Raw genomic sequence first — 12,257 nt, forward strand, 5'->3', positions numbered from 1 at the left:
AAAACTAGTGCCTTACCGCTTGGCTATAACCCAATACCATTTGAGCTTTTACTTGATTGCTCAACAGTAAATAGTATAGGAAATTGTGTCTTGCAAGTCAAGTACAAAATAACTTTTTTCCCGCTATAAATTTAATTCATAGGCGTTTCTAGCGCCATTTTCAGTTTGGTCAACCTGAACAATCCCCCGGTATTCAAAGCCTAAACCTTTAATTAAGCCCTGCATCCGCTTATTGACCGCGTGGGTATCAATACGAAAATTACGAATGCCAAGCATGAGCCCGCGAGAGATTAAATTGGACATCATAAATTGGCTGAGGTGTTGCCCGCGAAATTTGGAACTAATGGCAATTCGGTGAATTGTGGCATATTGCTCCTTGTTATTAGACCAGGCTCCAGCTATTTCAGCATAGTTAGGATCCGGTGTTGTCAGCAAGACCGCGACACCAGCTATTTCCTTATTTGCTACGAGACAGTATGCGCGCTTAAGATTTATATCTTCTGTCAGCATTTCACGACTGGGCGTGCCATTCTGCCATTGGGGATTACCGTCTTTTTTTAGCAACGCTTTTGCTTCATCAATAATGGTCATGATCTGATCAAGATCTTCTTTTTCAGCCATCCGAATATAAATTAACATTTTTCTTACCCTACTTAAAAATATATAGAAATAATTGTAAAACAAAAGCAGCCCAATTACTAGGCTGTTTTTTACGGTTTAAAACCTTTATTATACTTTTTACTGTTAACTACATATGTGGGAACGCTAATAAAATGCAGAGAACAAACATTGTCATTATGGGAAATACTGAAGCCATAATAGTTGTAATCTCCATCGTGAAGCGACCCTTGTGTATTAAACAAATCTCCAGCATGCTCCCATTCTTGATAGTAGCTTCTGTTAGATCGTTCCTCTTCCCCACTGCCAACATAACCAAATATCATTTGTTTTAAGCCAAAATAAACGCTTTTCTTTAATTCGGTCATAGACATTGTCTGACTAATATTATAAAAGCCGGCCATATCTTCGACAAAATTATCATCAAGATTAAGGCCATTAGCATGGCAAGCACGAACAATACCCGGAACATAGTGACTATCTTTAATAGTCTTATTATTCTTACTATATTCCAAGGCAATATCAGCTGCTAACTTACCGGTTCCATTACTTTCAACCCAAGGTGACAAATTTAGGTCACTCCTAGCTTCATTAATAAGACGAAGTGAAAAAGCAGTTAGATCGCTAATTTGCTTAGGTGTAAGCTGATTCAAGTCAACTTGAGTCAAATCATCAGCTTTACTTTCAGACACTTTAAGGCGGCTGAAATCATTAGCTTTCATCCCTCGCATTGAAGCATTGACAAAATTCTTAGTAGGTTTGCCTTGATAAGCGAGCAGCAATTCGCTTTTAGTGTAACCTTTTGGTAATTTCATTTTTGCCTGAGTATATACTCTGGGGAAACTTTTCTTAACGACTTTAACATCCTTAGCTAAAATCCAATGAGAATTGTTACCGATTTTATAAGCAGGTCTTTTTTTCTTACCAATTTTTTTCTTCGCACTATATGGATAGCTATATTTAGCTTTTGCATAAAAATTAGAATGCTTTCCAGATATTTTATATAGGCGAACTTTCTTCTTCTTTTTAACTTTAACATAGCCCTTAATAGTGGCTGCTGCTACTTGTTCAGTCCCGCCTAGAGTTAATCCTGGAATGGTAAATAAAAAAATAATATTAACTACGGCAATAGCAAATTTGCTTTTCTTCATATTCTTCCTCGAGAGTTACTCTTAAATTGGCTCTTTATGGTACAAACTCAATTCTAAACTTATTATGAAAAATTGCCAATTAAATTATTTTTTCAATTAAGAAACAGTCTGTAATATTTATTATATTGACAAGAAATGAAGCCAAGTTCCTAAAATACTAAAAGCCACAATTGATACTAAAATCCATACTACCTTTACCTTCTTTTTCAACATAGCAAAAATGATAAAAGTAGCCAATAATGGCAACATATTAGGCATAATAGTATTTAATATGCTTGTTAAAGACTGGGCATTCTTACCAATACCTATTTTAAGAGGTGTATTAACAACAACAAGGCTAGGGACCATAGAACCAATTACAAACATCCCTAAAATCGAAGCTTTTTCTGAAATATTTTGAATAATATTAGTATCACTAAGTTTATTTAAAAAACTTGATCCCTGTTTATAACCAATTTTCAAACCAAAATAGCGAATTAATGTAGCCGGAATATTGTAAGCAAGTAAAAATAGAATAGGCCCCAGAATATTTCCAGCTTGACACAGTGAAATTGCAAGTCCAGTACAAATAATTCTCCAAGTAGACAGAAACAGCGAGTCCCCAACCGCAGACAGAGGTCCCATCAAACTTATTTTAATGTTATTAATTAAGTCGGGTGAAAAATCAGCTGAAGAAGCATTTTTCTCCTCCATTGCTATCGAAGTCCCTAAAACAAGGGGTGCAAAAATGTTGGTAATGTTAAAAAATTGCATATGTCTTTCTAAAGCAATTTCCATCTGCTTTTTATCACCTTGATAAATTGACTTTAGAGCAGGTACCATCGCGTAACAATATCCCGTACCCATTTGTCTGGTGTATTCCCAAGAGGCACCCATGGTAAAAGTCCGCCAAAACGTCTTATGTAGGACTTTATTCATTTTTTTATTAGAACTCATCGACATTATCATCATCTCCTATCTGACTGTTAGCCATATTGGGTTGATATTTTTTTTCGTAAAAATACATGATTGCAATGACTGATGCGCCAAACAAAGCAACACCAATTATTGGTACTTTAAGATAAGTTGTTAACAAAAAGCCAATAACAAAGAAAGGAATTATTTCTTTACGTAATATTTGTTCCAATAACATTGCAAAACCAAAAGCAGGTAAAATACCACTGGCAACGACTAACCCATCTTGAACGAACTGCGGAATAGCAGCAACTATTTCTTTAGAAAAACTATTACCAAAATAGAAGGCTAACATAATTAATATTACTGAGGGAACAAAATTAATTATGGTTCCACCCCAAAATGACATTCTACTTAATTTGTCTGGCTCCCCAGCTTTGGCATAATCATCACATTTTTTGACGTACCAAGGACAAACGGCAACATAAGCAAAGTTTTGCACTAATAAAACCAACATAGAAAGAGGCAAACCAAAAGCCAATGCCGCCGAAGTGCCTTTCCCAGTTGAAATAGCAAAAACGGTCCCTAAGACTCCAGCGGAGACCATATCCTGCGGCACAGATGCTCCAACTTCCACTACTCCAATATAAGCTAATTCTAAAGCCGCACCTATTTTAATACCGGTAGATAAGTCCCCTAATACTAGTCCGGTTAAAGGTCCCATGACGATAGGCCTGGCCACCATACCACGTCCAGTCAGAAAGTACTCACCATAACCAAATAGTGCGACTATTCCAATTAGAATTGTTTCTAAAAACATGTGCACTATTCCTTTCTAAAATTTACGACTTTTTTTGCTTCTGAAGGAACCTGTTGAATGAATATTTCCATTCCCTTTTCTTGTAGCTTTCGTAAATCTTTTCTATCTTGTGGCGTAACGCCAACAGCAGCAGACAATGATTCTGCTTCAGCAGACGGGCTGGTACCACCTAAATTTAATTCTTTGATATTGACCGTTAATTTCTGCAATAGTCGATAAGCATCATGTATACTGGCGACTACTACAAAAACATGATATTTATCTGTAACCCCGCTGTTAATCGAGTTTGCACTTTTAGCAATTGATTGAATTACTAATTTTGCGCCTGCCGGCTTGGCAAGCTTCATTACGTTTTTTCTTAATTGATCACCAGCAACTTCATCATTTGCAATTAAAATACAATTAGCTCCAGTAGCACCGTACCATGCTTGTGCTACTTGACCATGAAGTAAGCGGTGATCTACTCTAAAAAAATTAATCACTTTTTCTTTCCTCATACGTGAAATTCATACCTGTCGGAAATTATATAGTGTTTTCCGGCGTGTACTATATTGTTATTTTCATCTTCAACGCACACTTGTAGTAACAACAAAGGAAAACCAACAGATTTTTTTAAGACTCTAGCTTCGCTGAGACTCGCTAAAGCAACACTAATAACCATATCACGTGATTTTAATTCTTTAATATGATATTGCCTGCGTAAAATTTGGTATAGAGATTTACTTAGATCGGTTTTCTCCAGCCCAGTAAATCGTGGTAAAGGAAAATAATTGCGTTCAAGCATTACAGGTTCATCTTCAACTGCATATACCCGTTCAACATAGAGAGCAACTTTGGTTTTCAAAGTAGTTTTCAAATTTTCAGGTGTTTCAACCTTTTTAATTTTAATTACTTTTGCATTAGCTTTAAACCCAGCCTTTGCAGCTGTTTGTGAAAAGCTTTCAGCTGAAGCAGAACTAATAATCCTTTTTACCTTGCGTGGCTTGCGGACAAATGTACCCACACCGTGGATTTTTTCAATTAAGCCATCTTCAGCCAGGCCAGCAATAGCTTTGCGTAATGTCACGCGACTAACATTAAATTGCTTACTTAATTCAAATTCGTTTGGCAATTTACTATTTGTCGGATACTCGCCTGTAATAATTTTTTGCTTGATTTTTTCCATTACTTGAGAATATAAAGAACCTGTTGCTGCCAAGTGTCATCACTATCCTTAATATTTAACTTTGCCCATGTACCTTCTAACATCCAATGAATGATTATGTACATCAGCTAATTTTGATCTATATTCACAAAGAATAGTATAGAACAAAATTGGATTAAAGTACTCTGAAACCTTGTCATCTATCATGTCCAAGCCAAGCTCTTTAGCGTCAACAATTTCTATTTTTTCTGCATATTTCTCTAAGAAAGTTTGTGCTCTTTCATCAAGAGCTCGAGTTCTTCCTAAACTCTTAATTAGAATATAAGGGGTGTTCTTATCTGTGACTTCAAATGGACCATGGAAGTATTCTCCAGAATGAATTGCTGAAGCATTTAACCATTGCATTTCCATCAAAGAACAGATAGCAAAACCATATGCGTGACCAAAAGAAGGACCACTACCCAATACGTAAAACATTTCCTCATCTTTATACTTTTGGGCAAAAGCTTTTGTCCGTGGTTGAACTTGATCAATAGCATTAGCAACAACTGTATCTATTTTCTTAAAGCCGTCCTCAAATTGATCGACATAAGGGTAGTCTTCAATTCCATGTAATAATTTTGCGGTGGCGTGCAGCGTTATTGCCATCGGATTATTGACTACTTCAGCTTCGTTACCCCATTCATAAATTATTTTAGCGTCAGAATAAGTAAGCAAATCTGCCTGTTTATTAAACGTCAAGCCAATAGTAAAAGCTCCATGCTCTTGTGCAACCTTAGCTGCTTCGACTGTTTCGGGTGTGTTGCCACTGTGTGAGCAAACGAACACGATCGAATCTTTACCTAATTTTGCTGGAGTTACATGTACAAATTCGTTTGCAGTATACCAGCCTGTAGTTACTTTCTTCGCTTCCGCTTCCAGAAAATATTTTGAAACATATAAATCAACTAACGAACCACCACAAGCTGTAAAATAAATACTATTTATTTTTCCCTGATTATGATTTAAGGCATCTTTAACAACTTTGTTTACAGTATTGCTATCCATATTTTTGAACTCCTAAATTATGTTAAATTTTAATATGACTATTTAATATAAAAGGATTCTACTTTCATAGAATCCTTTTAAAACTCTTTTCTATTAATAAGTAAGTTTCCACATATAACGACGCTTGGTTAGTGGATGCTTTCTAGCCTTAGCAAGCTCTTCAGCATAAACACGCATTACACCAGTATGAATCATTGGGTTAAAGTAATCAATTACATTTTCACCAGCAACTTCATTAAGACCATAATCCTTAGCATCAATATTTGTTACTTGTGCATCAAATCTTTGTAAGAATGTCAAAGCACGGGCATCAAGATGACGAGTGCTACCATCATTCATGAATAATAGATACGGTGCATCCTTTTCGGTAAGTTCAAATGGGCCATGGAAATATTCACCGGAATGAACTGTTGGAGCAGCAATCCATTGCATTTCCATAAACAAAAATGATGCTGTTGAATATGCAACACCAAGTGATGCACCACTGCTTAGTACAAAAATTTTCTTTTCATCTTTGTACTTTTCACCAAATTCTTTTGCTGATGGACCAACTGATTTTACTGCATTTTCAATCAAATCAGGCATGCCGTTGAAAGCTGCAACAGCTTCATCGTAAAACTGATAACCCTCAAACTGCTTAACAATTTCAATAGCAAAGGCTAAGCAATATGACATTTTTTCAGTTTTAGCAGCATAATTTTCGTGGAAGCCATGAATAACTTTATATTCTGTTTCTTTAATAATAGGTGAATCATCTGCCATTGATAAAGTAATTAAGTGAGTACCTAATTCTCTAGCCTTTTTAGTTGCAGCTACTGATTCAGGAGTTGTACCTCCAAGAGAAGCAGTTATTACAATAGTATGTTCTCCCACTCCTTTTGGCGTATCATAGTTAAATTCATTTGCAGTATGAATTGAGGAAAGCAGTTTAGTACTTTCATGCGAAACGAAGTAATAGCCTGGATACAAGTCAGCCATTGAAGCACCACAGCCAACAAACATTACACGATCAATATCAGGTTGTTTTTCCTTAATATCACTTACAATAGATTTAACTTTTTCAAAATCCATAATTTATATAATCTCCTTATTATTATAAAAAATTACTAACAACTAATTAAAAATACCTAATACGCTAAGTAGAATACCGCCAAAAATGCAGATGACCATAATCCAAGCAGTATTAACCTTCTTTTTGATTAGGTAAAACATACCTAAGGTGAATGCAAGAGATAACATTTGTGGGAAAATTGAATCTAATGTCTTTTGTAAAACAAAAGTTTTACCAAATTTAATTGGTGTCGTTATCCCAATCATTGTTGCCACCATTGCTCCAATAACCATTAGCCCGATTACGTTCATCAAAGACATGATTCTGTTAATGGTACCGTTACTAATAAGACGCTGAATATTCTTTTTACCTTGTAGATAACCCCATTTACCGCCCCAATAAGTAACAATAACTGAAGGGATGATGGAAATAATCATTGCCAAAATTGGCCCAAATATGTTTCCCTGTTGAGCCATGTTGATTCCCAGACCAAAGGCAATAATTTTAATTGTTCCCTGGAAGAAGGAATCACCAATACCTGATAAAGGACCCATTAATGAAGTTTTTACACCGTTAATTGAATCAGGATCGAATGTATCTGGATTGGCTGCATATTCTTCTTCCATTGCAGAAGATAATCCCAGAACAAACGAGGTTAACTGTGGTGTACAGTTGAAGAAGGCCATATGACGATGATATGCCTCTTTTTTCTTTTGGAGTTTTTCAGGTGTATCCGGCTTTTCGCCATAAATTTCATCTATTGTTGGTGCCATCCCATACATGAAACCCATGTTCATTTGACTTTCATAGTTCCAAGATGTCTGAATAGCCCACGATCTCCAGAAGAATTGCCAAAATCTATGACGTAGCTGTTTATCTGTATGCTTTTGTTCGGTCATAATTTGTCCTCCTATAATTCTTCCAAATCATCTAGGTCGTCACTACCTGATGAATTTGATCCAGAACTATTATTGCCGTTATTAGTCATAAATTTGTTAAGAATAATAGCGAAAATAACTGCAAAAATAGCTACACTAATAACTGTCATCTTACCGTATGCAGCAATAAAGAATCCTAGGAACAAATAAACTGCATTCTTTTTATCGATCATAGTTGACATCAAAAGTGCAAATCCATATGCTGGTAAAATCTTACTTGCCAAAGTTAAACCATTAGTTAGCCAATCTGGAATCATCTTAACAAAACTGGTAACAACGTTTGTACCTAAGAAAATTGCCAAAAATACTGGAACAAAATATAACAAACCATAAATAATTGGTCCATATACTATGTGGTAGCTTCGCGCTTTTCTGAATTTGCCTGCATCAATTGCATTTTCAACTAACTGATTAAAAGATGAAAACAGCATTCTGATAACTATGGCTACCAGTTGCCCCAAAACGGCTACTGGCAAAGCTACAGTTAACGCAGCTTGTGCACTGGTATGTGACAAAATAGCAAAAGCTGAAGCTACGACTGACCCCAAAACCATATCTGGGGGAACGGCAGCACCTACTTGAACTATTCCCATTGAAACTAGCTCTAGTGTCGCACCAACCATCAATCCCTTCGAAACATCTCCCAGTACTAAGCCAACAAGTGTACTCACTATTAATGGCTGCTCAAAGTTTTCACGCCCAAGCAATCTTGAGTCGAACATGGCGAATACACCAACCAAGCCGACTACTAATGCTTTCCAAAACATTTTTTACCTCCCTTTCTAAATAATATTATTTAGAAGTTCTTTATTAGCTGAAGGAACTTGTTGCATGCTGATCTTAATACCCTTATCACACATTTCTTTAGTAAGCTTAACTTCTTCTGGAGTTAAATAAATAGCATTACTAAAGCGTTTTGCATTTGGTTTAGAAGGAATTAAGCCGTAATTAATTTCATCTACAGATCCATATGCAGCAATAAATTTACTCAATTCCGCTACGTTTTCAAAAAGCAACATAATATTATCTTTTAGTGCCTTAATCTGGTCAATTTTACTAATTGCTTTATCGACGCTAAAAACGTTTAGACGAACATCTTCTGGCTTAGCCAGTTTCAAGGACATTTTCTTAAAATCATCATTTGCTGTAGCTGTATCAATTACAATTACTCTTTCGATATTCGCAAACTTGGTCCATGAAAAAATGACTTGTCCGTGCAATAATCGGTGATCAACTCTAATTACTTTTATCATAATAAATCTCCTTCATCGTCATCCTCAGTCATTAACTTATTTATCGACAAAACTCCTTTCTGTCCTTCGTTAATAGCCTCTTCAATACTCTCTTGGGTTAGGCCGGAATCTGCTGTAGTAACTAAAGTTATAACCAAAGGCAGATTCATGCCTGTTAACACCGTCAAATTTTGATGATCCTTTAACAGTTGGGTCATCTCATTATTAACTGAGCCACCTAAAACATCAGTAATGATTACTGCTTTCTGATCACCAACCTTATCAAGCGAATTCTTAATATCACCAATAAAGCTATCATCACTCGTACCATTTTTATAGGCTTCATACGCTTCAAGATTATCCTGATTACCAGCGATCATTTCAACAGTATTTTTCATTCCCTTGGCAAGCTTGCCATGGCTAACTAAAATTATTTTCACTAAAATTCACCCCTAATCCAAACACTTACTAGCATATTAACAAGATGTATTAACATGTATACATGATATAATAATATAAAAATCTGATCACGTAAATGCTTTCTTCAAAAATAATTAAATTTTATTTTAAAAATTATTTTTTTAAAGCGTTTTCGTTAAATTTGTTATTAAAAAATAATGGCACAACCTTCAAGCACCTATAATCATTTCACGTCTAAAATGATTATTTATAATCTTCTTTCCACATGTACCTACGAGTTTCATAGCTTTCGTGGGTAGCATAAGAAAGTTCCCTCATATAAACATTATTTAGAATAGATGAAAAAATCGGGTGATTAAAATACGGAGAAACTTCGGGCTTGATATCATCTAACCCTATTTCCTTACCGTCTAATACATATAATTTTTTGCCGCCAAACCGTTGTTCAAATTTAAGAGCACGCTCATCTTCAGGCCTGGTTTTGCCTGTGGCCAATAGCTGAAAAATTGACTTGCTTTTATCTGTAACTTCAAAAGGACCATTAAAAAATTCATAACTATGAATGGTTGGTGAATTCAGTTGCAGCATTTCTTCTATATTGCAAATTGAGAAAACGTAAGCTGCACCATACGCTGGACCACTGGCAATAACATAAATAGTTTTTTGATCTTTATTTAGCTCTGCCCATTCTTTTGCCAAAGGAGTAGTGTAATCAACTGCCTTACGATAAATAGGATCAAGTAAATCAAAAGTCTTCATCGCTGTTTCAAAATCATCATAGCCTTCAACTTCTTGGAGCAAATTCATTGCTATGCATAACCCAATACTGCCATTTACACGCTCAAGCCTGCTTTCATCTAAAGCTAAACTTTCATATTTTATTTTAAAATCACAAACTTTTACCAAGTCGGATTCATCAACATACAGAGCTATAGTGGTTGCACCATGTTCTTTAGCAACTTTAGCAGAATCAATCGTCTCACTGGTTCCTCTCATAGAACATAAAACTACTAATGAATTTTGGTCTAAATTCTTTGGCGGAGCATAAACAAATTCCCCACTAGTATACATACTGGAAAATAGCTTTTTTGATTCTTGATGTAAGAAATAGTTAGCGCCATAAAAGCCACCGAACGAACCACCGGCGCCTATCCAAATTACTTGCTTAATACCTCCTTCGTGTTCCATTTTGTTAACAGCTTTTTTGACAGTCTGTTTAACTTCATCTTGTATCTTCATTTTTACTCTCCTGTATTTAAAAATGATACATGTATCTTCATTTACAAATTATAAAGCGCTTTATTTATAAAGTAAAGGGAATATTAAAAATACCAGTATCTTTATTTGGTACAAAATAGATACTGGTGCTTAATCAATCAGCTTTTGTTATAATACAAATAATAATATTCAAGAAAGAAAAAAACATGTTAAAAAAATCAGAAAATCATATGCCATTATATATTGACCTGGCAAAGATCATAAAAAACAGAATTGCAGAAAATAAATATCAAATAGGCACAAAAATACCTTCTGAAATGGAGCTGCAAAAAGAGTTTTCTGTCAGTCGTACCACTGTTCGAAAAGCTCTTAAAGTATTAAGTGATGAGAATTATTTAATTAAGCTTCCTGGCAAGGGAACTTTTGTGTCCGACAAAAGAAACGAAATTGAAACTCAGAATCAAAAGTTTTCTAGCTTGACAGACAGTGCTGCAAAAACGGGTAAAAAAATCTCCAATCGTTTAATTAGTATCAAGAGTATTACTGGTGATGATGAGCAAAATACATTTCTGCAAACTAATGCCCAACAACAAATTATTGAAATTAAACGTTTGCGGTATATCGATGATATTCCTTTCTGTCTTGAATGGATTTGGCTGGCTCCTAAATATAGTGCTATTAAAGATGAAGATCTTGATATGCCACTGTACAAGATTTTACGAAAGAAATTTCACATTAATCCTGGAAAAGGAAAGAAGACTTTTAAAATTGCATTCGCTAATAGAGAAGAATCCTTCTTACTTAATGTTGACGAAAAAACACCATTAATGCGGATTAAAGATCTAGTTTATGATGATCATAATTTTCCGTTACATATTACTCAAGAAATTATCCGCAGCGATAAGTTTACCTATGCAGTTAACCATTAATTTTCAAATCAAAAAAGCAGATACTAGTGTTTTCTACTAGTGTCTGCTTACTTTTATAAATATTCTGTTTTAACTTTAGACTAACTAATTAGTACCAACCATTAGCAAGCCAGAATTGTTTAGCTGCTGCCCATGAGCCATAGCGACCAGCAACATAGTTGTCAGCAACACGCTCTTGATTAGCGGCTGAATAGTCGCCGTTAAGATATGCGGCAGAAAGTTGGTATTTACCAATGTACTGACCATTTTGCGCACTGTATGAGCCACCAGATTCACGACTGGCAATCCATGCCTTTGCTCCTGCTTCTGAGTCAGTTGAAGCAGTAGTGTAATTTAAATTAGTAGCGTAAGTTGACTCAGTGTTATTTGCAACCGTACTGTTTTCAGTCTGACTGCTGGTTACCGCTGTATTTTGAGATTCATTTGCCGGATGATAGCCTTTATTGACGTATTTGGCCTTAACCCATTGGTTCTTGCCTAAGTCGTACCACTTGTGACCCTTTTTGTCATAAGCAGTCTTAATGACTTTCCAAGAAGAATTACTTGGTAAAATTTGACCAGTAGCCTTAGGGTGTTTATAACTGTTCCAAACATGAATTGAATTACCATCAACATAGTTAACAGTTACAACTGCTGCATCATTTTCAACGGTAGCTGCTTGAACGTCGCTAGTTGCAACGCTGCCTATAACTGCAACTCCAGAAGCAGATAATGCTGCTACTGCTGCTGATTTAACTAAAATAGATTTTACCTTCAAAAAAATTCTCTCCTTAAATAAAAATCCATAATATGTTT

The 12,257-nt window shown here is 35.4% G+C and carries 15 protein-coding genes; 1 reads left to right on the forward strand and 14 read right to left on the reverse strand.

The window, feature by feature from the left end; all coding sequences use genetic code 11:
* Positions 1-123: 123 nt before the first annotated feature.
* The 13 genes from Q0R51_RS08155 to Q0R51_RS08215 form a co-directional block, all read right to left on the reverse strand.
* The gene (locus Q0R51_RS08155) at positions 124-639 is read right to left on the reverse strand and encodes a GNAT family N-acetyltransferase (RefSeq protein WP_174795222.1); all 516 of its coding nucleotides are present in this window, start codon (positions 637-639) and stop codon (positions 124-126) included.
* Positions 640-710: 71 nt separating this feature from the next.
* Positions 711-1,769, reverse strand: a complete 1,059-nt coding sequence (locus Q0R51_RS08160; protein WP_046324437.1) for an SEC10/PgrA surface exclusion domain-containing protein — start codon at positions 1,767-1,769, stop codon at positions 711-713.
* 120 nt (positions 1,770-1,889) lie between these two features.
* Positions 1,890-2,705 carry a PTS system mannose/fructose/sorbose family transporter subunit IID gene (locus Q0R51_RS08165; protein ID WP_294757998.1) on the reverse strand — a complete coding sequence of 272 codons (816 nt, stop codon included), beginning with the start codon at positions 2,703-2,705 and terminating at the stop codon, positions 1,890-1,892.
* A complete protein-coding gene (locus Q0R51_RS08170) occupies positions 2,695-3,483 on the reverse strand; it encodes a PTS sugar transporter subunit IIC (RefSeq protein ID WP_046324435.1) in 789 nt (262 codons plus the stop codon). The genes Q0R51_RS08165 and Q0R51_RS08170 overlap by 11 nt, the downstream gene beginning before the upstream one ends.
* Before the next feature lie 5 nt (positions 3,484-3,488).
* Positions 3,489-3,965: a PTS sugar transporter subunit IIB gene (locus Q0R51_RS08175; RefSeq protein ID WP_046324434.1), complete on the reverse strand. Its 477-nt coding sequence runs from the start codon at positions 3,963-3,965 to the stop codon at positions 3,489-3,491.
* Positions 3,966-3,976: 11 nt separating this feature from the next.
* The gene (locus Q0R51_RS08180; RefSeq protein ID WP_046324432.1) at positions 3,977-4,681 is read right to left on the reverse strand and encodes a GntR family transcriptional regulator; all 705 of its coding nucleotides are present in this window, start codon (positions 4,679-4,681) and stop codon (positions 3,977-3,979) included.
* Between the two features lie 15 nt (positions 4,682-4,696).
* Entirely contained in the window at positions 4,697-5,674 is a 978-nt protein-coding gene (locus Q0R51_RS08185) for an SIS domain-containing protein (RefSeq protein ID WP_046324430.1), read from the reverse strand.
* A gap of 93 nt (positions 5,675-5,767) precedes the next feature.
* Positions 5,768-6,745: an SIS domain-containing protein gene (locus tag Q0R51_RS08190; RefSeq protein ID WP_046324428.1), complete on the reverse strand. Its 978-nt coding sequence runs from the start codon at positions 6,743-6,745 to the stop codon at positions 5,768-5,770.
* 42 nt (positions 6,746-6,787) lie between these two features.
* Entirely contained in the window at positions 6,788-7,624 is an 837-nt protein-coding gene (locus tag Q0R51_RS08195) for a PTS system mannose/fructose/sorbose family transporter subunit IID (protein WP_046324427.1), read from the reverse strand.
* A gap of 11 nt (positions 7,625-7,635) precedes the next feature.
* The gene (locus Q0R51_RS08200; protein ID WP_294758004.1) at positions 7,636-8,430 is read right to left on the reverse strand and encodes a PTS sugar transporter subunit IIC; all 795 of its coding nucleotides are present in this window, start codon (positions 8,428-8,430) and stop codon (positions 7,636-7,638) included.
* A gap of 15 nt (positions 8,431-8,445) precedes the next feature.
* Positions 8,446-8,916, reverse strand: a complete 471-nt coding sequence (locus tag Q0R51_RS08205) for a PTS sugar transporter subunit IIB (protein WP_046324425.1) — start codon at positions 8,914-8,916, stop codon at positions 8,446-8,448.
* Entirely contained in the window at positions 8,913-9,335 is a 423-nt protein-coding gene (locus Q0R51_RS08210) for a PTS sugar transporter subunit IIA (RefSeq protein ID WP_046324424.1), read from the reverse strand. Before Q0R51_RS08210 ends, Q0R51_RS08205 begins: the two co-directional genes overlap by 4 nt.
* Before the next feature lie 223 nt (positions 9,336-9,558).
* Entirely contained in the window at positions 9,559-10,554 is a 996-nt protein-coding gene (locus Q0R51_RS08215; protein WP_110445669.1) for an SIS domain-containing protein, read from the reverse strand.
* Positions 10,555-10,739: 185 nt separating this feature from the next.
* Here Q0R51_RS08215 and Q0R51_RS08220 point away from each other — a divergent pair, with 185 nt between their 5' ends.
* The gene (locus tag Q0R51_RS08220; protein ID WP_294758008.1) at positions 10,740-11,462 is read left to right on the forward strand and encodes a GntR family transcriptional regulator; all 723 of its coding nucleotides are present in this window, start codon (positions 10,740-10,742) and stop codon (positions 11,460-11,462) included.
* Positions 11,463-11,550: 88 nt separating this feature from the next.
* On the opposite strand, the gene Q0R51_RS08225 is transcribed toward Q0R51_RS08220, so the two are convergent.
* Complete coding sequence (locus tag Q0R51_RS08225; RefSeq protein ID WP_122025725.1) at positions 11,551-12,219, reverse strand: hypothetical protein; 669 nt, start codon at positions 12,217-12,219, stop codon at positions 11,551-11,553.
* Between the last annotated feature and the right edge of the window lie 38 nt (positions 12,220-12,257).

It is taken from the genome of uncultured Lactobacillus sp. (assembly GCF_946477725.1).
Lineage (GTDB): Bacteria > Bacillota > Bacilli > Lactobacillales > Lactobacillaceae > Lactobacillus.